This is a genomic window from Microcoleus sp. CAWBG58, from assembly GCF_020883045.1.
Taxonomy (GTDB): Bacteria; Cyanobacteriota; Cyanobacteriia; order Cyanobacteriales; family Microcoleaceae; genus Microcoleus.
Map to the genome: position 1 here is coordinate 96,531 of NZ_JAHRFA010000005.1, position 20,169 is coordinate 116,699.

Below are 20,169 nucleotides of genomic sequence, written 5' to 3' on the forward strand. Positions count from 1 at the left end.
CTGACGAAAAATATCGGTTGAGATGCAAAGTCTCGGCCAGAAACCCGGTTTCTAACCCCGCGATAATTCCCAAGAAACCGGGTTTCTGACGAAAAATCTAGGTTGAGATGCAAAGTCTCGGCCAGAAACCCGGTTTCTACCACAGGTGTGTGTTGCGTAACTTCCAGAAAAGTCGATGAGAAGTCGATGAGATCTCACTCATGTTCTCAAATAGTCACCTGATTTAATAGAGACATCGAGCGAAAAAGATGAGACTATGAGAAACTTACACCGTCTTGAATTCACCGCTGACAGAAAAGCTCCCAAAGCCAACACACCGAATATTTTTTCTGTGATAGTAAGCCTACTTGTTTCTGGGTTCACTATATTTTTTACAATTTCTTGTTTGCCAGTTTTGCCAAAAATTTATTTGCCAATGTTGCGGCTAGAATTGGGCTTTTTAATTTTATTTGCTACTTTCATAGTTTGGAAGTTGCTACGAGATATTAAAAACCTGTGGCGAAATTACAGCAGACTAGCTTTAGGTCGGACATCGATCCTTTTTTATAGTTTATTGTTTCTGATGATTGGTAGTTTATTGTTTCTGATGATTGGAGTGAACCAGGCTTTATACCACCATAATCCAGCGAATAACTTTAATGCTTATGTCAAACACCGAGAAGAAATCGTCGCTCTAATTCATTCAGGGCAATTAAAAGGAGAGAAACAAAGTTCAACAGACAATTATAATCGGGGAATAGAAATTAGTTTGCCTGAAAAACTTAAAGGGCTGTCGCGGGGAGGAAAAGTCAGGGCGATCGCAAACGGCGGAGTGCTGGAAGTTATCTTTATTCATACCTATATTGGATTCGGAGACGGAACTCGCTATTTAATCTATCGCTCAGACAACGATGAACGGAAAATTTCCTTACTTGAACGGAAAATTTCCTTACTTCCTGTCAAACAAAATCCTCCTTTCGTGGACCTCAAAAAATTAAAAAATCGATGGTTTTCTTTGGAGGTGTCATACTGACAAAAACTTAATATGCTTACTCGTCTGAAAACCGCTCATGTAAAACATTTGGAGAACAACTATGCAACTCAAAGAAAAGCCTGAACTAAACCAAATCAACCAAGAATCGGAATTTTGGGCAAAAACTTATCAACTTCATCGGTATGGAAAAAAACGTGAATCTGTAACCATAACTTTACTGAAAATAATTTTTATTTATTTTCCTTTGGTTGCGATACTTCTTACGATACTTGCTGCGACCGCCCTCTCTTTTTATGCTTGTGGTGGCGGGCATAATAACGCGCGGAAATCAGAAGGTAAACAATATGTTGCCTCAATGAACCGCGCCCAACAAGCTTATTTCGCAGAGAAAAGTACATTTTTTAATTCCGTTGATGCCCTAGATCTCGGCATTAAAACTCAGACAACTAACTATAATTATTCAACTCATGCTACCAAAAATGCTGCATTTAGTTATGCACTATCCCTCAGCGAAAGAAAGAATCTTACTAGCTATGTCGGGGCAGTATTTTTAGTACCTGTTTCCCCAGCAGCTAAAAATGAAAAGACTACTGTATCTATTCTGTGTCAAGCAGATTCGCCTGGGAATATCCAACCAGCTAATCCGATCCTTCAGAATGATGTTCCTGTCTGCGCTGCTGGTAGTAGTCAAGTGGTTAGGTAAATTAAGAGGCGCTATCTGACAGTCAAATATCGCAGATATCATCAGAGTAATCATCGTCTAAAAACCGTTCATGTAAAATATTAAATTAGGAGGGTTTCAAATCATGTCATATCTTGCAATATTAGCTACTCTATCTGTTTTATTCTGGCTTTTATTAAACCGGTGTTCTTGGCTAGCTTCCCTGGTAATTTCAGTGATTGTATTTTACTTAACAATATCAGCGACTAATTATTGCTTTCCTTTTTGGGAAATATATTTACCTCAAACGGGAGTAAGTCTTGCATTCATATTAGTTTTCATTGGCTTCCCGATCGCTATCTTGAATATAATAACTTTAACAAAAATAATTATGAGCATTAATCAGAAGCGAAAACAAAAGAAAAAATATATATTTATGTTAATTTTTGTTGCTTTAGGTCTTTGGTTTTTCGGATTTGGATTTATTCATAATGCACATCAAAGCATTCCTATTAATAACTTAAATCTTTATCTTAAGGATAGAGAATACATAGTGGGTATGATTAAAGCAAGAACATTACATGGTGAAAGAAGCTGCATTCAAAATTTTCAGCTAGATAAAAAGGAGTCTGAGCTATATGAGTGTCGAGAAGACATAGAGTTACCAGAGAAATATAAAGGACTTTCAAGAGGGGGTAAAGTTTATTTAAATAAAACTACCGAACAATTATTTATTAGGTTTACTCATAGCACTTATAACTTTGGGGATGGCAGCATACATATTGTTTACTCTAGTTTAGATAATGGTTTATCTAAACCAAGATGGGAGATCGAATAATCATCGTCTAAAAACAGTTCGTGTAAAACATTTGGAGAACAACTATGCAACTCAAAGAGAAGCCTGAACTCAATCAAATCAACGAACAATCGGAATTTTTGGCAAAAACTTATCAACCTTATCGACCCATCAAAGAACCTAAATCTGTCGCAAAAGTCGATCGCGCAAATTTACAACCCATCAAAGAACGTAAATCTGTCACAACAATCGATATACAGCCCAAAGAAAAGCTTGACCTAAATCAAATCAACCAAAAATTGGAAGTTTTGGTAAAAAATTATCGACAAGATTTGCCACCCATCAAAGAACCTAAATCTGTCGTCACAACCAATCGGCAAGATTTGCGATCGATAAATAACCGTAAATCTGTGGCAACAATTTATCAGCCATATTTGTCTCCCATACAAGAATATATATCTGGTGGACGAAATTCACGGATTATTGACTTTTTTGTGGTTGTGATAATTATTGGGATACTTGCTCAGATCGCCCTGCCTTCTTTTCTGGATTGTTCTCTTAAAGCGAGGCAGTCAGAAGGTAAGCAATATCTTAGCTCAATGAATCGCGCCCAACAAGCAAAATACGCCGATGATGGTGCATTTTCTAATTCCATTACTGCCTTGGGCATCGGCATTACAACTCAGATAACTAACTATAACTATTCGATCGATGCTACTAAAAATGCTGCATTTAGTTATGCACTACCCCTCAAGGAAAGAACGAATCTTACTAGCTATGTCGGCGCTGTATTTTTAGTACCTGTTTCCCCAGCAGCTAAAAATGAAAAGACTACTGTAGCTATTCTGTGTCAAGCAGATTCCCCTGGGAATACCCAACCGCCTAATCCGATCCTTCAGAATAATGTTCCTGTCTGCGCTGCTGGTAGTAGTGAAATTTCTAAGTAAATATCAACATTAATCAGAATCTCATGTCACCTGAAATCTTCAAAGGTTTCGTCATCTTAGCCTGCATCTTCATTCCCCTAGAAAAAATCTTTGCATTACACAATCAAAAAGTCTTTCGTCTCGGCTGGAAAACCGATGCTACCTATTTTTTTACAGGTCACTTTATTGGCCGATCGGGCGCTATTATTGTAGCTGTAACCTTGTCGCTGATGACCGATCTATTCAACCAGGAATTGCAAAGCAAAATAGCCTCTCAACCTATCTGGTTGCAGTTTGCAGAAGCAATTGTAATTTCCGATCTGGCATATTACATCGCTCACCGACTGCTGCATGAAGTACCCTGGCTGTGGCAATTTCATGCAGTCCATCACAGCATCGAACGCATGGACTGGTTGGCAGCAGTGCGGGTGCATCCCTGCGAGCAACTCTTTACTCAGATTTGCAAAATGATGCCTCTTTACTGGTTGGGATTTACTAAGGAAACTTTTGCGGTTTATGCTCTTTATTCGGCGGCGATCGCATTTCTAATTCATGCTAACATTACCATCAAATTTGGCCCGCTCAAATGGTTCGTCGCCACCCCGGAATTCCATCACTGGCATCACAGTCAAAGTCCAAAAATCCACAACAAGAATTTTGCCGTTCAGTTGCCACTGTTAGATTTGCTATTTGGAACCATGTATATGCCGTCGAAAAAAATGCCTCATAAATATGGTGTTTCTGATGCGGTACCTGCTGGATATGTCGGACAAATGTTCTATCCATTTTCAAGGATGATGCAAAATGCTCGATCGTAGATTGTAGGTTGGGTTGAGGCACGAAACCCAACTCCAATCCAAAATTCCAGTTTGCCACCCCGCAATATCATCTGAGTCTTTTATTCTCTCTTCTCTTCGCGTTCTTCGCGTCTTCGCGGTTTAATTATAAAAGGCATAAGTAACAAGGAGCATAACAAATGCTAGATGAAAATTCAAAATCCGGTATTAATCGCTATTCTCGCCTGTTGCAGGTAATTATGGGCTTAATATTAATTGGTCTCGGTTCTTTGAGTGGATTTGCCCTATACAATCACATGGATATTCCAACTTTTATCGCCAGTTTAAATACCAAACAAGTAACTGTTGCCGAATTGCAGCAAGGTAAGTTGAAATCGGTGATTTTGATAGATGTACGATCGCCCGAAGAATACGCCGAAGATCGGATCGCTGAAAGTCCGCTGGTTCCCCTAATTGATATTGAGATGGGGTTCGGCGCCAAGCAGGTTCAAGCCATTGTCAAAGCTCAGGTTAAAGACGATCGACCTCAGCCAATAGTTGTACTGTATTGTGCCAGAGGAGGGCGATCGATTAAAGCATACCAACAGTTGGCAAAAGTCGATCAATATTCCCAAGGCACTCCGGGAAAGGAGACTAATAAGATTCAGGATATTAGCCTAAATGTTGTTGTTCTTTCAGGCGGCATTAAAGCGTGGCGGCAAGCAGTACCCGCTCAAAAAGATGCCCAGATATTAGCCCCAATTACTTTATCTCAGAAAGCTGCTATCAAAAGTAATTAGGTTATAACTCACATCTTGCACCATTGTCAGCAACAGGCTGTCCGGCTGTTCCACAAAGAGTGAATTTCTTGTGGAACAGGCTGTCCGGCCTATTCATAAAAGCCTTATTGAGAATGGTGCAAGATCTCAGTTATAATAAATTAAGCTCAATTTATTTTGGTTTAGTAGGACGATTTCCGCAGCTACAACAACGAGCGATCGCACTATTTGCATTCTGTTGGCGATCGCATCCAGTCACCTTACCAGCAGTGGAAACTGGCACAATTAATTAATCTTCAGTTTCCACAAAAACACTCACAGCAGCCACGGCGATCAACATTTCATCATTTTTATCATTCAGAGAGGCGATCGCCCTTCCTGGCACAATCATCCCCCCTTGCTCGACAATCAGAGTCTTGCTACCAAAAGGCAGCACCGCCAACACATCATCCGGGCGCACTTGTTCCGGATAAGGAACCGCCACCTTTACCTCCACAATCATTTGATTGGGGTCAGTCAAACCCGCCACTTCCCAGACGCCTAGGAGAGCATTATTGGCGATCGCATTTCGTACAGCCCTAGCCGCCGCGACAGTCGGTTCCTGCCCGTGCTGGTCGATACCCATCCCCATTTCAATGATGAAACATTTACGTGCCACAGCTACCTCTTTGTTACTTTTTGTTTTTAGTCGATCGTGATATTCGATAAAACAATTATAACCAAAATAACCGCTATTTATATTTTTTTATCACTCTATTTAACAACAAGGTGTTCGCACCAATTTTAACAAAAAATGTAACTTAAGGGAACCTTCAAATTCTGATATTATAAGTAATAAGCCATCTAAAAGACGTAAGTTACAATTGTCAATCATCAACTGTCAGTTGTCACTTGTCAACCATTAAACCCACTCATCAAGGTCAACTGTCAACTGTCAACTGTCAATTGTCAACTGAATGAAGCATAACTTATGGTAATATAACCAAAATCACCATTCCTCGCGGACTGCCCAACTCATCGCCAGCTTGAATCATGGATAGTTTTCTCCCCATCGCCTACTTTCAAAACCAATTTCTCCCATTTACCGACGCCAAAATCTCCATCGCCACCCACGCCCTGCACTACGGAACCGGAGTTTTAGGCGGGTTGCGAGGAATTCCCGACCCCCAAAATGGCGATCGCATCTTACTATTTAGATTAGACCGCCACTGTCAAAGATTAAGTCAAAGTGCCAGCTTCCTCCACTGCGATATTCCCGCCGACAAAATCCAACAAATCATCATTGATTTTGTCAAAAAAAATCAGCCCAACAAATCTTTTTACATCCGTCCATTTATCTACACATCCAGTTTAGGAATAGCCCCCCGACTGCACAACGTCGAAACAGACTTCTTTGTCTACGGATTAGAACTCTCCGACTACTTGCCCAAAGAAGGAGTCAACTGTAGAATTAGCTCTTGGTACCGCCAAGAAGACCGCAGTTTGCCACTAAGAGGTAAAATTAGCGGCGCCTACATCACCTCAGCCTTAGCCAAAACCGAAGCAGTAGAATCCGGCTTCGATGAAGCTATCATGATGAATACTCAGGGAAAAGTCAGCGAAGCTTCAGGAATGAACATATTTGTCGCCAGAAACGGCAAATTAGTTACTCCCGGTTTCGATCAAGATATTCTCGAAGGAATCACCAGAGATAGCGTGATAACAATCGCCAGAGACTTAGGAATAGAAGTCACAGAAAGACCCGTTGACAAATCAGAACTGTTGATTGCAGACGAGATTTTTCTGTGCGGAACCGCCGCCAAAATTACGCCAATTAACCGAATAGAAAACTATCAATTGCCGAAAAACCGACCCATCACTGAAAAGATTTTGGAGAAACTGACGGGAATTATCGAAAATCGCGATAGCAAGTACAAAGAGTGGGTATTTGCGATCGATCTAAACTAATATTGTAGGGTGCGTCAGTTTAGCAATTATCAATCATCACTAAAAATCCCATTCTGACGCACCATTTATTCGAGGAGTGCGTCAGTTGTGAGATTGTTAATTTATTGCTGCAAAAATCTCTCTGACGCACTCTACTTCTACGAACCTTTAGGACTCAAGTCCTTACTACTCTTAGTCTGCGGAGGCAGACTTAGTGTGTGTAGTCGCGGTTTCAACCGCCGAGTCACTACAAACCTATTTTACTTGCACAAAGCAGCCGCATGATGGCGAATGTGATCCTCCATAAAACTAGCCACAAAATAATAGCTGTGATCGTAACCTTCCTGCATCCTTAAAGTCAGTGGCTGTCCCACTTTTGCACAAGCTGCTGCGAACACATCCGGCAACAATTGTCCGTCAGCTAGATACGAATCATCAGTACCGCAGTCAATCAAAATCGGACGCTTGTATTGCTGTTCCAGGACTAATTCGCTAGCATCCCAAGCCTTCCAACTCTCCCGATCGCCACCGAGGTAGTGTCCAAATATTTTTTGTCCCCAAGGGCTGCGGACGGGCGCGCAAATAGGCGCAAAAGCCGAAACTGAAAGATAGCGATTCCCTTCGGGATAGCTTCGCTTCACGCCATTTTTTAACGCGCAAATTAAAGCCCCGTGTCCGCCCATCGAATGACCGAAAATTCCCTGTTTTTCGCGTATCCCTGGAAAGTTTGCCGCGATTAAATTCGGCAACTCATCAACCACATAACTGTACATTCGATAGTGAGAATTCCAAGGTGTGGCTGTCGCATCCACATAAAAACCCGCGCCGCTTCCCAAATCCCAATTTTCGGCTTCCCCAGGAATGCCAGTATTGCGCGGGCTAGTGTCGGGCGCCACCAGGATTAACCCATATTTTGCTGCCCATTGCTGCGCCCCTGATTTTGCCATAAAGTTCTCTTCAGTGCAGGTTAATCCTGACAAGTAATAGAGGATTGGTACGGGTTGTGATTCGGCTTGTGGTGGCTGGTAGACAGTGAATTTCATTTCGCTGTTGCAGGCGGATGATTGATGGCTGTAAAAGCCGAGTTTGCCACCGAAACTTTTGTGTTCTTTGTGCAGTTTTAGGGATTCGGAGAGCATATTAATTCTTTTTCATTTGTGAATTAGATTTTTTTGAACCGCAGAGAGCGCAGAGTACACAGAGGGAGAGAGAAAGATTTTTGTTTAAAATGTTAAAACTGTGCGAATTACTTTGCCTTGGTGCATCAAATCGAAAGCTTCATTGATTTTGTCGATCGGCATTACCTGAGTTACCAAACTATCAATATCAATTTTACCATCCATGTACCAATCAACAATCTTCGGGACATCGGTTCTGCCCTTTGCGCCGCCAAATGCCGTGCCTTTCCACACCCTACCAGTTACTAATTGAAACGGGCGGGTGCTAATTTCTTGCCCTGCTCCCGCTACCCCAACAATCACGCTCACGCCCCAACCTTTGTGACAGCATTCCAAAGCTTGGCGCATCACATTAACGTTGCCGATACATTCAAAACTGTAATCAGCTCCGCCTTTGGTTAAATCTACTAAATAAGGAACTAAATCGCCCTCAACTTCGCGGGGATTCACGAAGTGAGTCATGCCGAATTTTTCCGCCATTGCTCGTTTGTGGGGATTCATATCTACGCCGACAATCATGTTGGCTCCCACCAGGCGCGCTGCTTGAATTACATTCAAACCCACGCCGCCCAAACCAAAAACTACTACATTAGAACCTGGTTCTACTTTGGCAGTATTGATGACAGCGCCGATGCCAGTTGTAACGCCGCAGCCAATCAAACAAACTTTGTCAAAGGGAGCGTCATCGCGAATTTTTGCTACGGCAATTTCTGGCAATACTGTATAATTAGCAAAGGTAGAAGTTCCCATGTAATGGAAAATTTTCTCGCCATTAATTGAAAATCTGCTCGTGCCATCGGGCATTACGCCTTGTCCTTGAGTGAGGCGAATTGCTTGACAGAGATTCGTTTTGCCGCTCAAACAATACGAGCAGTTGCGACATTCGGGAGTATAAAGTGGAATTACCCGATCGCCCTTTTTGACACTTGTGACTCCCGCCCCCACATCCGCAACAATCCCAGCTCCCTCGTGGCCGAGAATTGCCGGAAACAAACCCTCGGGATCGGCGCCGGAAAGAGTATAAGCATCAGTGTGACAAACACCCGTCGCTTTGATTTCCACCAGCACCTCACCAGCCTGCGGCCCATCAAGATCGACCGTTTCAACGGTCAAAGGTTGACCGGCACTGCGAGCAACTGCTGCTTTTACTTTCATGCTTTCTCCCTGGGATGATTTGTTAAATGCTCCGTCAATATGTATTCTATTACTTAATCTAAAAATTGCACCAATTCTATGACAAAATTAATTGTAATTACTGGAGTCAGTCGCGGTCTCGGTCTCGCCATGACCGAAAAGTTTATTGAATTGGGACACACAGTTTTAGGATGTGCGCGTTCTGCCGAAGCAGTGGAAAAACTCAAACAAAAATATAGCTCGCCTCATGATTTTACTTGTTTGGATGTCGCCAGCGACGAGCAAGTCAAAGCTTGGGCTACAGAAATTCTGGCAAAGCAGCAACCGCCAGATTTGCTGCTTAACAATGCAGCTATCACAAATTATTCCGCGCCGTTATGGAATGTCGGCAGCGAAGAATTTTCTCAGGTAATTGATGTTAATATTAAAGGTACAGCTAATGTAATTCGCCACTTTGTCCCGGCAATGATTGCGCGAAAAAGTGGTATAATTGTCAACTTTAGTTCGGGTTGGGGAAGGTCAACTTCGCCGGAAGTCGCACCCTATTGCGCTTCTAAGTGGGCGATCGAAGGATTGACGCGATCGCTCGCCCAAGAACTCCCGCGAGGCATGGCAGCGATTCCTTTGAATCCCGGCATAATTCACACCGATATGCTGGAAATCTCTTTCGGAGAACACGCGGCAAGTTACACGCCAGTCAAAGCATGGGTGCAAAAAGCAGTGCCTTTTTTGCTGAAATTGAAACCTTCGGATAATGGAATGCCGATGACCGTTCCGGGATAATATAGCAACAGAAAGCAGAATTTGCGAACATCTCTCTTTTCTACTCCTCTGCGCCCTCTGCGCTCTCTGCGGTTAATAAAAAATCTCAGAAATGAAATAAAATTGCTATATTCCTAACTCAAAACTCTCTCCCCAAATAGCCACTGTGAACTTGCCATTAACCTCGCCCTCGCAAACCGAAACCCGCAAAGCAGACCACCTCAGGATCTGTCTCGAAGAAGACGTACAATTTCGCGAAACTACCAGCGGACTGGAACACTACCGTTTTACTCACTGCTGTTTGCCAGAACTCGATCGCACCCAAATCGATCTCACCTCCACATTTCTCGGCAAAAAACTAGGCGCTCCCCTGCTAATTTCCTCAATGACAGGTGGCACAGAACTAGCGCAGACCATTAATTATCGCCTCGCCGATGTCGCTCAGGAATACAAACTGGCGATGGGAGTCGGTTCCCAGCGCATCATCGTAGAAAACCCTCAACTTGCTGCTACATTTGCCGTGCGCCGCCGCGCTCCCGATATTCTGCTATTTGCTAATATCGGAGCGGTTCAATTAAACTACAATTACGGTTTGGAAGAGTGTCAAAAAATTATCGATATTCTGGAAGCAGATGCCCTAATTTTGCACCTCAATCCGCTGCAAGAGTGCGTTCAAACTGAAGGCGATACTAACTTTAAAGGACTGCTCGAAAAAATTGCTAAATTGTGCGATAAATTACCAGTACCGGTGATTGCGAAAGAAGTAGGCAACGGTATTTCTGGAAAAATGGCACAGAAATTGCGATCGGCTGGGGTAAGCGCGATCGACATTGCCGGAGCCGGAGGCACTTCTTGGGCCAAAATAGAAGGAGAGCGAGCCAAAGACAGCAAGCAGCGCAGGTTGGGTGCCACCTTTGCCGACTGGGGAATTCCCACAGCCGAGTGCGTTGTCAGCACCCGCGCCGTAGCGCCGGATGTTCCCCTGATTGCCTCTGGAGGCTTGCAAAACGGCTTGGATGCAGCGAAAGCCCTCGCCCTCGGCGCGGATGTGGCGGGGCTGGCGCGGCCGTTTCTGCAAGCAGCCGCAGCATCGGAATCAGCAGCAGGTGTTCTAGCTGAGGTTTTAATTGCAGAAATCGCTACGGTGATGTTTTGTACTGGCTGCGCCAACCTCGACGAGTTAAAACATCCTGGGGTTTTGGAAAGGTTAAGATAAAAGTAAGTCAGTTGGCAGTAGTCAGTTGGCAGTTGGCAGTTGGCAGTTGGCAGTTGGCAGTAGTCAGTAGTTACTGATTATTGGAAGAGATTAAAAAATAAGAAATAAGAAATAACAACTGCCAATTACTAACTGCCAATTACCAAATGTTAATAATTACCAACTGTCAACTGTCAACTGTCAACTGTCAACTAAGAGGGCAGGCACGGGGCACTGCCCCTACCACACGTCAACTGTCAACTGTCAACTGTCAACTAAGAGGGCAGGCCCGCACCATCCACTGCCCCTACCACACGTCAACTGTCAACTGTCAACTGTCAACTGACTAATTATCTAAATGAAAGATTTCCTAAAATATACTTGTGCAAGTTTGCTGGGAACCTTCCTGGGATTGTTGCTGCTGGGCGGCATCGGATTGGGAGGACTGGTACTGCTAATTGCTCTGGCGGCATCGTCGTCTAAAGATTCAGGCCCGCAAGTTAAAGATAAGTCTGTATTGGTATTAGACCTTTCTTTAAATATCACCGATAGCAAACCGAGCCGCAGCACGAGCGCGGCGATTCAAGAAGCGCTTTCGGATGAATCCGGCGATGCTGTGACGCTGCGTACTGTTTTAGATGCGATCGAATCTGCGAAAAAAGACCCGAAAATCGTGGGGATGTATCTTGAAGGCAGTTCGGATTCTAGCAGCAGCGGGTTTGCTAATCTCAAAGAAGTTCGATCGGCATTACAGCGTTTCCGAGATGCCAAAAAACCCATTTTTGCTTACGAAATGGACTGGAGCGAGCGAGATTATTACCTCGGTTCCGTTGCAAATACAATTGCTATCAATCCTTACGGCTCCCTAGAAATCAACGGTTTTAGCAGTCAAGCCATGTTTTTGACCGGTGCTTTCGAGAAATACGGCTTGGGAGTCCAAGTCACTCGCGTCGGTAAATATAAGTCAGCCGTCGAACCGTTTTTGCTCAAAAAAATGAGCCCGGAAAATCGCCAGCAAACCCAAAAACTGCTCGGAGATATTTGGGGCGAATACCTCAAAACTGTCGGCCCGAGCCGCAAATTGACCGTTCCCCAACTGCAAGCAGTTGCAGATAATGGCGGAACTTTGATGGCTAACGAAGCTCTCAAAGGCAAGTTAGTGGATAAAGTTGTCTACTTTGATGAAATTGCAATAGAACTGAAAAAACTAACAGGAACCGATGCAGAAGATAAATCTTTCAAGCAAATAAGTTTGAAAAACTACGCAAGAGTTGCTGAGAGTAAAAACTCTACTCGCGCTCACAAGAAAAACCAGATTGCTGTCCTTTACGCTGAAGGTGAGATTGTAGACGGCGAAGGCGGCCCGACTCAAGTAGGGGGCGATCGCATCGCTGAAGAAATGCGTAAAATCCGAGAAGATGACGACATAAAAGCAGTAGTTTTGCGCGTCAACAGCCCTGGAGGCAGCGCGACGGCTGCGGAAGTCATCGGGCGCGAAGTCGCGCTGACGGGCAAAAAAAAGCCAGTTATCGTGTCGATGGGCAATTTAGCAGCTTCCGGCGGCTATTGGATTTCGATGGGTTCTAGCAAAATCTTTGCCGAAGCCAGTACGATTACTGGTTCCATCGGCGTTTTTGGGATGCTATTCAATGCCGAAAAGCTGGCTGCTAACAACGGCATAACTTGGGACGTGGTAAAAACCGCCCGTTTTGCGGATACTAACACGGTTTCCCGCCCCAAAAATCCTCAAGAATTGGCGAATATTCAGAGAATAGTCGATCGCATTTACGATCTATTTATCACCAAAGTCGCCGACTCCCGCAAACTGCCAAAAAACAAGGTGCAAGAAATTGCTCAAGGCAGAGTTTGGTCTGGTATCGCAGCCAAACAGTTGGGTTTAGTGGATGAAATTGGTGGCCTAGAAGATGCTGTTAGAGAAGCGGCTAAGCAAGCTAAACTAGGCGACGATTGGCAGTTAGAAGAATATCCAAAACGCCGCAGTTTGGAAGAGCGAATTTTGGAAAGAATATCCGGCGTTCATGTGTTAAAACCAGCCACCAAACTCGACCCGCTAACGGCCGAAGTTAAGAAAATGCAGGATGAATTGACTGTTATCAAGTCGATGAATGACCCGCAAGGGATTTACGTTCGCTTACCTTTCGACTTGCGGATTAATTAACTTTGTCGTAGCGGTTTCAACAGGTTCGTAGTGAGGACTTTAGTCCGCATCAATAGAAGAAGGACTAAAGTCCTCACTACGAACCAATCTTATTATGGCAGGTTCGTAGTGAGGACTTTAGTCCGCATCCGTCAGAGGACTAAAGTCCTCACTACGAACCAATCTTATTATGGCGGCAGCGGGCGTTATTGACTGAAAAACCCGGTTTCCTCAAGAAACCGGGTTTATGAATACCCCATAAGTCGATCGACTAGGAATTGGCAATATTTATTATGCAGCACGCTGAGTCAGCAATCCCCAGATGAAAAGTACCACGATCGCGCCGATGACTGCAAAAGCTATACTGGGTAGATTCAATACTCCGAAGGAAGCTCCCGCGCTTGTCCCGACAAAGGTTTGACCTAAATAACCTCCCACCAGCGCGCCGATAATTCCTAAAACTGTTGTGGCAATAAAACCGCCACCTTGATGTCCCGGGTAAATAGCTTTAGCGATCGCACCAGCAATCAGTCCTAAAACGATCCAAGCAATAATTCCCATTTGTTTTTCTCCTGAGTGTTTAACTTTCGTCTGCCTTGTCTTATGTTCTAAGAATAACAACTGATATCCCATCCTTTCCTCTACCGTAGGGATGAACCGATAGAGGTAGAATTTCTCATAAATCGTCCTAATTTCAGGCTCTTTAATATGTCAAAAGAGTTATTGAAGAAGGCACAACTAAGAATGCAGAACGTAGAGCGCACAACTAAGAACGAAGCCTTTAATTATCTAGGATAGAAGGCTTTATTTATTTAGGACAGAAGCAATCGACTACTCATATAAAGTGCAATTTCAGAACGTCCCAACCGTTGGGTGCGGTTGGTACAACCAAATTTTTCTAAGGAAGAAAGGTGCTTGTGCTCAAAGCCGAAGGGCAATAGGAAAAATTTTTCTGGGACTTTTTGTGTTTTACTGGTAAAAAAAATTACAATATTTTTGTCAAATTAGGAAAGTTGGCCCCCGATGAATCTGACACTGTGCACGATCGTCAAGAATGAAGAAGCAACACTATCGCGGACTTTGGACAGCGTGAAGGGTGTTGTTGACGAAATTGTTGTAGTGGATACCGGTTCGCGCGATCGCACCCGTGAAATAGCCCGAGAATCCGGGGCGAAGGTGTATGACTTTGAATGGTGCGACGACTTCGCAGCGGCGCGCAACGAGTCTCTGAAGCACGCCCAGGGCGACTGGATTTTGGTGTTGGATGCCGATGAGGTGCTGGTACCGGAGATTGTACCTCAGATCCAGCAGGCAATTAAGAGCGATCGACTCTTACTAATCAATCTCATCCGCCAAGAAATCGGTGCATCTCAATCACCCTATTCCCTAGTATCGCGTTTGTTTCGCAATCGCCCCGGCATCCGCTTTTCTCGCCCTTACCACGCCATGGTAGACGACAGCGTGGCTGAGATTTTGCAGCGCGAACCAGAATGGAAAATAGCTTCTCTCCCCGATGTGGCGATTTACCACTCTGGTTATCACAAAGATGCGATCGCAGCAAAAAGCAAATTCCAAAAAGCTCAAGCAGCAATGGAACGCTATATAGCTTATTATCCAAACGATGCTTATGCGTGCAGCAAATTAGGCGCGCTGTACGTAGAAAGCGGGCAAATCGGGCGGGGAATTAATTTATTAACTAGGGGATTGACTGCGGCGACAATTGATGAATCTATTATTTACGAACTCAACTATCATTTAGGCATTGCTTACCGCCAGCAACAGCAATTTGCCAAAGCCAAAGAACACTATCAACTAGCAATTAATACAGATGTGTTCCCGGCGCTTAAATTAGGTGCTTACAATAATTTGGGCAATTTGCTCAAAGATGAAGGAGATTTGCCAGCAGCAGAAAAAGCTTACAAAGCAGCTTTAAAAATAGATCCCAATTTTGCACCAGGTCACTACAATTTAGGACTGACCCTAAAAGCAACCGGAAATTTGGTAGATGCGATCGCCTATTACCGACAAGCCATCAAAATCGATCCCGAACACGCCGAAGCCCATCAAAACTTGGCAGTAGCGCTGCTGAAAATTGGCAAAATGCCCGAAAGTTTAGCAGAATTCAAAAGAGCGATCGCCCTTCACGAACAGCGCCGCCCCTTTGAAGCAGAACGCCTGCGCCGCGGACTCCAAGAAATGGGTTTGATGTAACTGAGATACTGTACCATTCTCAATCAGCCTTTCGCGGGCGGGTTCTCCAGCCCACCCACAATCAAAATACGATCTGAAAAATTAGCTCGCATCCGGTCATATAACCCTCATAAAAATGGTTGGTAGTGAGGACTAAAGTCGTTGAATGCTAAGGACTTGCATCCCTCACTACCAACTTTATCGATCGCGGTAATTGACCGGACATAATATTACTTAACTTATCGCAATAAAATCCGCATTGGCGCCCTACATATAGATTGTGCGTAAGTCCTATTCCAGAAACTTCTACACTTTTTGGTAGAGGGGGATACTACAACAATCGGGAAACATGAAAATTTTCTCATCAAATTTTCATCATCAACTCATTATTGTAGGTAAAAATGTAATTAAAGCTACAGATTAATTTCAAGTGCAAATAATCTTAGCTTGTATCCAATGAACTTACTTGTAACTTACTTGAGGGATCAAAAACATGGCCGTCAGAATTGGTAACGATAGTGACAACCGTTTGAGAGGAACATCTGGAGCAGACACTCTTCGAGGTAGAGGAGGAAATGATACTCTTGAGGGATTTGCAGGATTAGACTTGCTCTTGGGCGGCAAAAACGACGACAAATTATTTGGTGGTGCAAATGCGGATGTCCTCTCTGGAGACGGAGAGTTCACAGCAACTGATAATCTTGAAAAAGGCAACGATATTCAAATTGGCGGTAGTGGCACCGATACCCTCATTGCCTGGGGAGATGACATACTCGTAGGAGCAGGTCCAAACCAATACAACGCTCAGTTAATTACTGACTTGCAAAATGACCCCTTTTCTACTTTCATCCTAGGAGATGGAGAGATAGATACTTTCATCGCTACCAACAAAGATGAGATTGGCTATACTCTGACTATCGCAGACTACGAGGTGGGTATAGACAAGATTGATCTGAGTGCTTTTGGCGTATCTAGCGCTAGCGACTTCATTGAAATCCAAGATAAGGGAAGTTTCTTTGAACTCAAGACTCCTAAAGTCAACAATGCAGAAATTGTTCTGCGAATTAATGTCGATCCTACATTGCTAACCTACATTTAAGGTTGAGCTAAAAAAAAACACCAGAGAGTCTGCACAAGTCTAGCTTGTGCAGACTCTCTGGATTTTAATTTTATTCGACCTTTAGGCTGTATCAGATGTAACAATAAAATCAAGCAATTATCTCTACTTTGCCGCTATCCAAATCGTAGCGCCCTCCAACAACTTTAAGCTTGCCCGCTTTAACAGCTTCAGCCAAAATAGGCGAAGCTAATTTTAAATTATTTACATTCATTTTCACATTAGCTCTGACTGCATTATCCCAGGCATCGCCCAATTGATTTTTTGTAGCATCAACGGCTGGTTTAATCGCCTCCACCAAAGTGCTAATGTGACCCGGAACCGGTTTGCCATCTAAAGCCGCTTTCACAGCACCGCAGCGTTCGTGACCCAGAATTACTAATAGCGGCACCCCTAATTCTAGTGTGGCATATTCAATATTGCCGAGAACCACATCGTCGAGAAAATTTCCCGCTACTCGGATATCAAATAAATCCCCCAATCCTTGGTCAAAAATAATTTCCGGTGTTACCCGCGAATCAGAACAAGCAAGGATGGTTGCAAACGGATGTTGACCCTGTGCTACTTCCACAATTCGCGATCGGCTTTGGTCGGGAAATGTCCGTTTTTGGTCAATATACCGCTGATTCCCGTTCATCAATTTCTTGAGTGCGGCGTCAGGAGTGATGTTTGAGACTACTCCTTCTGCATAGGCCGGTTCAGTTTTGAACAGCCCTGGGGCCATGGTTGCCACCAGCGCCCCTGCACTTGACATCCAGATCGCACTCCGCCTCGACATCTTACCTATTTCTTTTGAGTCGGTCATTGCTTGCAACTCGGTTAATTATTTTATATTTATTAGTATAATATTTGCCATCAGCCCAGCAAAATTTCTTTACTTTTTCTTTACAAGTACCTGCTAAATATAAACTAATAAAAAAATCGCCCCTTGTAATTTCATGGAATTAACTGCGGTCATCATTCTGCCTGCGGAGGATGCTATAATGTATCTAAAACAACAATTATTTATCAATGAATCACAATGTCTTACGTCGCCAGCATTCATATTTATCCGGTCAAGTCCCTTGATGGCATAGCTGTCAGTCAAGCCCCTATTCTTGCTAGCGGAGCTCTAGCAGGCGATCGCTCTTTTGCCATCTGCGATCGAGCAGGAGAATTTGTTAACGCTAAGCGCAACAGCGGAGTACATTTTCTGCGCCTATCATTTGACATAAAAAAGAGAATCGCCGGTCTGAAAATTCAAGACACCGAACAAGAAATATTTTTTCATGTAGATAGAGAACGCCCCGCCATAGAATCTTGGTTGAGCAACTACTTCGGTTTCCCCGTCAAGTTAATTGAAAACTTGCTCGCAGGCTTTCCCGATGATACCGCAGCACCCGGGCCAAGCATTATCAGTACCGCAACAATAGCCGAAGTAGCATCTTGGTTTCCGAGAGTTTGCGTTAACGAAATGCGACATCGCTTGCGAGCTAATATTGAAATAGGAGATGTCCCGGCTTTTTGGGAAGATCGACTTTTCGGAGCAGCCGATGAAGTTGTCAGGTTTAAAATAGGGCCAGTAATATTTGAAGGTATTAATCCCGGTCAGCCCTGTCTGCAATCTCACCGAAATTCTGCTGCTAAAGAAGCTTATCCAAACTTGAAAACCATGTTAGCAGCCAAGCAGAATCAAATCATGCCTGAATTGCAAAAAAAAGGTCATTTCAATCACTTTAGTCGGCTACTGGTTAACACGCGAGTGCCACTTCAAGCAGCCGGAACAATAGTACACATAGGAGATGAAGTTCAAATCCTCAGCGTCAGCAAATCCGTATTTAATACCATTTCTGATTAATTAAAAAAATTAGGAGGACTTGCATCCCTCACTAATAACTCAATCCTTTTGACTTAAAGGTCGCATTACCAATCACCAATCACCAATTACCAATCACCAATCACCAATCACCAATTACCTTAGATTTCGGTTGGTACTATAAACCACGATCGGTCTGTCAATTCCTTTAAAGCGGAAATCTCCCATCGGCTCAAAACTTTGGGGCAATCGCAGCAACGTGTAAGTAGCTTCGCTCACCACGCATTCCCCAGGCTGACAAATTCCCTCCATCCGAGCAGCCAGATTAATAGTCGAACCCAACACAGTATAATCAACTCTTTTAGAACTGCCGACATCACCAATTATTGCCTTGCCGCTGTTAATAGAAATCCGCAATTGCAGCGGTTCGCCCAAACTCTTATTTGCATTGAGTTCGTCAAGACGGTTGAGCATTCCCAAAGCTGCCGCCACAGCGCGATCGGCATGATCCGTTTGAGGTTCCGGCGCTCCAAAAAATGCCATAATACAATCTCCAATAAACTTATCTAAAGTTCCTCCTTCCCCAAAAACTTCTTGCAACATTTCCTCAAAAAAATTGTTGAGCAACCGCGCAATTTGAGGGGGACTCAAGCGTTCTGACATCGCAGTAAAGCCTACAATATCTGCAAATAAAATACTGATTTCGCGTTCCACAGGGGGCAGGCGGTGGTCAATTAAAGTCCCCGTATTCATTAAATGCTGAACCACAGCCGGAGAGTGATAGCGTTCCAATCTTTGCCGCATAGTTTCTTGGGTGCGGAGTTTTTGTGTCAGCAGCCAGCGCTGCACGCTAGAAGCGACAATATTTCCTAAAGCCGAAAAAAAGCTCAAGTCTTCATCTCCGCCCAGATACCACTCTCTAGAAGTCAGTTGAGCGTCGCCGTAAAGCACTCCAAAAACTGTATTTTCATCCCAGAGAGGAACAGCTATCGCCGTGCGAATTCCTTTATCGATCATGCTCATATTGTCGTCAAACTGTTCGTCAAACTGAGCGTCGGCAGTTTTTAGAGCAACTTGTTCTTCCAATACTTTGCGGCAAATAGTGCGGCCGATCCAACTGCCGTCAGCGGGGATATATTTATTTTTGGCAGTTGGTCTGGCGGCAGTTTTAACTACTTCCAGTTCGCCGTTATTTCGGAAGTCTATTAATAGTGCCAAACGTTCGATGTTTTTGATATCGCGGAACACGATTTGCTGGACTTGATCGAAAATTGCTTCGATGGATTCAGCGGTGTTTAAATACTTGGCAATATCGACCAAGTATTTTAAACGCGAGATAGCTTGTTCGTAGTTTTTTTCAATTTTTGTGTCTGGTTCTATCCACTGTTTTTGGAGTTCTTTAGCTTTGCCGAGGATAGTCACTCCTTCGGGCATGGTGCCGATTTCAGGAAGTTGGGGGTCAGAGCGATCGGGCAAAACGACAATCAAATTAATCCGGTGTCCCAGATAAATCACATCGCCCTGATGGACTAAGTGAGGTTGGTTGAGGGGACTGTTGTTTAGTAGCGTCCCGTTGGTACTGCCCATATCCTCAACTAGCCACTCCCCTGAAGCTATTTTAAACAAGCGGGTGTGGTGCCTGGAAATGTCAGAAAAAGGCAGTTGCAAATCGCATTCTAGCAACCTACCGATAATAAATTGCTCGCCTTCGACAGGCACGGTTTTTTCGATGATTCCATTAATTTGAAGTTCCAGATTCAGTTCATTCATAGACAGCACCGCTGTTGAATTTTCAAGGCTTGG

At 43.9% G+C, this 20,169-nt stretch carries 22 protein-coding genes; 16 read left to right on the top strand and 6 right to left on the bottom strand.

What is annotated here, in order from left to right; translation table 11 throughout:
* Positions 1-415: 415 nt before the first annotated feature.
* From QZ918_RS03185 to QZ918_RS03215, 7 genes are all read left to right on the top strand, one after another.
* A complete protein-coding gene (locus tag QZ918_RS03185; protein WP_293330958.1) occupies positions 416-1,012 on the top strand; it encodes a hypothetical protein in 597 nt (198 codons plus the stop codon).
* A 61-nt stretch (positions 1,013-1,073) separates the two neighbouring features.
* Entirely contained in the window at positions 1,074-1,676 is a 603-nt protein-coding gene (locus QZ918_RS03190) for a type IV pilin-like G/H family protein (RefSeq protein WP_293330961.1), read from the top strand.
* Positions 1,677-1,779: 103 nt separating this feature from the next.
* Positions 1,780-2,472, top strand: coding sequence for a hypothetical protein (locus QZ918_RS03195; protein ID WP_293330964.1), 693 nt, complete (start codon positions 1,780-1,782; stop codon positions 2,470-2,472).
* Positions 2,473-2,516: 44 nt separating this feature from the next.
* Positions 2,517-3,377: a type IV pilin-like G/H family protein gene (locus QZ918_RS03200; RefSeq protein ID WP_293330967.1), complete on the top strand. Its 861-nt coding sequence runs from the start codon at positions 2,517-2,519 to the stop codon at positions 3,375-3,377.
* A 23-nt stretch (positions 3,378-3,400) separates the two neighbouring features.
* Entirely contained in the window at positions 3,401-4,174 is a 774-nt protein-coding gene (locus QZ918_RS03205) for a sterol desaturase family protein (RefSeq protein WP_293330970.1), read from the top strand.
* A 158-nt stretch (positions 4,175-4,332) separates the two neighbouring features.
* Positions 4,333-4,932: a rhodanese-like domain-containing protein gene (locus QZ918_RS03210; protein ID WP_293330973.1), complete on the top strand. Its 600-nt coding sequence runs from the start codon at positions 4,333-4,335 to the stop codon at positions 4,930-4,932.
* A 113-nt stretch (positions 4,933-5,045) separates the two neighbouring features.
* Positions 5,046-5,204, top strand: coding sequence for a hypothetical protein (locus tag QZ918_RS03215; protein ID WP_293149327.1), 159 nt, complete (start codon positions 5,046-5,048; stop codon positions 5,202-5,204).
* Here QZ918_RS03215 and QZ918_RS03220 read toward each other — a convergent pair.
* Entirely contained in the window at positions 5,201-5,569 is a 369-nt protein-coding gene (locus tag QZ918_RS03220; protein ID WP_293149325.1) for a Lin0512 family protein, read from the bottom strand. The genes QZ918_RS03215 and QZ918_RS03220 overlap by 4 nt on opposite strands.
* 374 nt (positions 5,570-5,943) lie before the next feature.
* Here QZ918_RS03220 and QZ918_RS03225 point away from each other — a divergent pair, with 374 nt between their 5' ends.
* The gene (locus tag QZ918_RS03225) at positions 5,944-6,858 is read left to right on the top strand and encodes a branched-chain amino acid transaminase (protein ID WP_293330976.1); all 915 of its coding nucleotides are present in this window, start codon (positions 5,944-5,946) and stop codon (positions 6,856-6,858) included.
* 239 nt (positions 6,859-7,097) lie between these two features.
* Here the strand turns inward: QZ918_RS03225 and fghA are convergent, their stop codons facing one another.
* Both fghA and QZ918_RS03235 read right to left on the bottom strand, forming a co-directional pair.
* The gene (gene fghA, locus QZ918_RS03230) at positions 7,098-7,976 is read right to left on the bottom strand and encodes an S-formylglutathione hydrolase (RefSeq protein WP_293330979.1); all 879 of its coding nucleotides are present in this window, start codon (positions 7,974-7,976) and stop codon (positions 7,098-7,100) included.
* Between the two features lie 84 nt (positions 7,977-8,060).
* Entirely contained in the window at positions 8,061-9,170 is a 1,110-nt protein-coding gene (locus QZ918_RS03235) for an S-(hydroxymethyl)glutathione dehydrogenase/class III alcohol dehydrogenase (protein ID WP_293330982.1), read from the bottom strand.
* A gap of 78 nt (positions 9,171-9,248) precedes the next feature.
* On the opposite strand from QZ918_RS03235, the gene QZ918_RS03240 reads away from it, so the two are divergent.
* The 5 genes from QZ918_RS03240 to QZ918_RS03260 all read left to right on the top strand — a co-directional run bounded on the left by QZ918_RS03240 (position 9,249) and on the right by QZ918_RS03260 (position 13,477).
* A complete protein-coding gene (locus tag QZ918_RS03240) occupies positions 9,249-9,932 on the top strand; it encodes an SDR family oxidoreductase (protein WP_293330985.1) in 684 nt (227 codons plus the stop codon).
* Between the two features lie 145 nt (positions 9,933-10,077).
* Positions 10,078-11,127, top strand: coding sequence for a type 2 isopentenyl-diphosphate Delta-isomerase (gene fni, locus QZ918_RS03245; protein WP_293330988.1), 1,050 nt, complete (start codon positions 10,078-10,080; stop codon positions 11,125-11,127).
* 146 nt (positions 11,128-11,273) lie between these two features.
* On the top strand, positions 11,274-11,456 hold the full coding sequence (locus QZ918_RS03250) for a hypothetical protein (RefSeq protein ID WP_293149313.1): 183 nt from the start codon (positions 11,274-11,276) through the stop codon (positions 11,454-11,456).
* 8 nt (positions 11,457-11,464) lie between these two features.
* Entirely contained in the window at positions 11,465-13,285 is a 1,821-nt protein-coding gene (gene sppA, locus QZ918_RS03255) for a signal peptide peptidase SppA (protein WP_293330991.1), read from the top strand.
* A 30-nt stretch (positions 13,286-13,315) separates the two neighbouring features.
* Positions 13,316-13,477, top strand: coding sequence for a hypothetical protein (locus QZ918_RS03260; RefSeq protein WP_293330994.1), 162 nt, complete (start codon positions 13,316-13,318; stop codon positions 13,475-13,477).
* A gap of 78 nt (positions 13,478-13,555) precedes the next feature.
* Here QZ918_RS03260 and QZ918_RS03265 read toward each other — a convergent pair whose 3' ends face one another.
* Positions 13,556-13,825: a GlsB/YeaQ/YmgE family stress response membrane protein gene (locus QZ918_RS03265; protein ID WP_293330997.1), complete on the bottom strand. Its 270-nt coding sequence runs from the start codon at positions 13,823-13,825 to the stop codon at positions 13,556-13,558.
* 462 nt (positions 13,826-14,287) lie between these two features.
* Here QZ918_RS03265 and QZ918_RS03270 point away from each other — a divergent pair, with 462 nt between their 5' ends.
* The gene (locus QZ918_RS03270) at positions 14,288-15,475 is read left to right on the top strand and encodes a TPR domain-containing glycosyltransferase (protein ID WP_293331000.1); all 1,188 of its coding nucleotides are present in this window, start codon (positions 14,288-14,290) and stop codon (positions 15,473-15,475) included.
* Between the two features lie 472 nt (positions 15,476-15,947).
* Complete coding sequence (locus QZ918_RS03275; protein WP_293331003.1) at positions 15,948-16,553, top strand: calcium-binding protein; 606 nt, start codon at positions 15,948-15,950, stop codon at positions 16,551-16,553.
* A 109-nt stretch (positions 16,554-16,662) separates the two neighbouring features.
* On the opposite strand, the gene QZ918_RS03280 is transcribed toward QZ918_RS03275, so the two are convergent.
* On the bottom strand, positions 16,663-17,376 hold the full coding sequence (locus QZ918_RS03280; protein WP_293331006.1) for a carbonic anhydrase: 714 nt from the start codon (positions 17,374-17,376) through the stop codon (positions 16,663-16,665).
* Positions 17,377-17,592: 216 nt separating this feature from the next.
* On the opposite strand from QZ918_RS03280, the gene QZ918_RS03285 reads away from it, so the two are divergent.
* A complete protein-coding gene (locus QZ918_RS03285; RefSeq protein ID WP_293331009.1) occupies positions 17,593-18,408 on the top strand; it encodes an MOSC domain-containing protein in 816 nt (271 codons plus the stop codon).
* Positions 18,409-18,522: 114 nt separating this feature from the next.
* On the opposite strand, the gene QZ918_RS03290 is transcribed toward QZ918_RS03285, so the two are convergent.
* On the bottom strand, positions 18,523-20,136 hold the full coding sequence (locus tag QZ918_RS03290; RefSeq protein ID WP_293331012.1) for an adenylate/guanylate cyclase domain-containing protein: 1,614 nt from the start codon (positions 20,134-20,136) through the stop codon (positions 18,523-18,525).
* Positions 20,137-20,169: the final 33 nt, after the last annotated feature.